1 protein-coding gene is annotated in these 201 nt (G+C 47.3%); it reads left to right on the top strand.

The genetic code is table 11. The annotated features are described in order from the left end of the window. Positions 1 to 201: AraC family transcriptional regulator N-terminal domain-containing protein (locus tag AB4512_RS22935; protein ID WP_372175833.1), on the top strand; the 201-nt coding region annotated here is incomplete at both ends.

Below are 201 nucleotides of genomic sequence, written 5' to 3'. Positions count from 1 at the left end.
CAATGGAAGAGCAAATGCTGGAGAGCTTTACTCGATTGGTCAAAACTCTACATTGTGACATTGAAGCCAACATATTGGGTGATGCCATGGTCAGCGAGATTGTCTACCGCGCATTAACCGGTTCAGAAGGGCGTGTGCTGTTTGATTTAGCTCATCATGACGGACACTATGCACGTGTCGCTAAAGCGCTGTCTAAAGTGC

Source organism: Vibrio sp. 10N.222.52.B7 (genome assembly GCF_041474275.1).
GTDB lineage: Bacteria > Pseudomonadota > Gammaproteobacteria > Enterobacterales > Vibrionaceae > Vibrio > Vibrio crassostreae_C.
The sequence above is the reverse complement of the archived record's forward strand: the minus strand, read 5'-3'. Positions and strand labels throughout refer to the sequence as shown.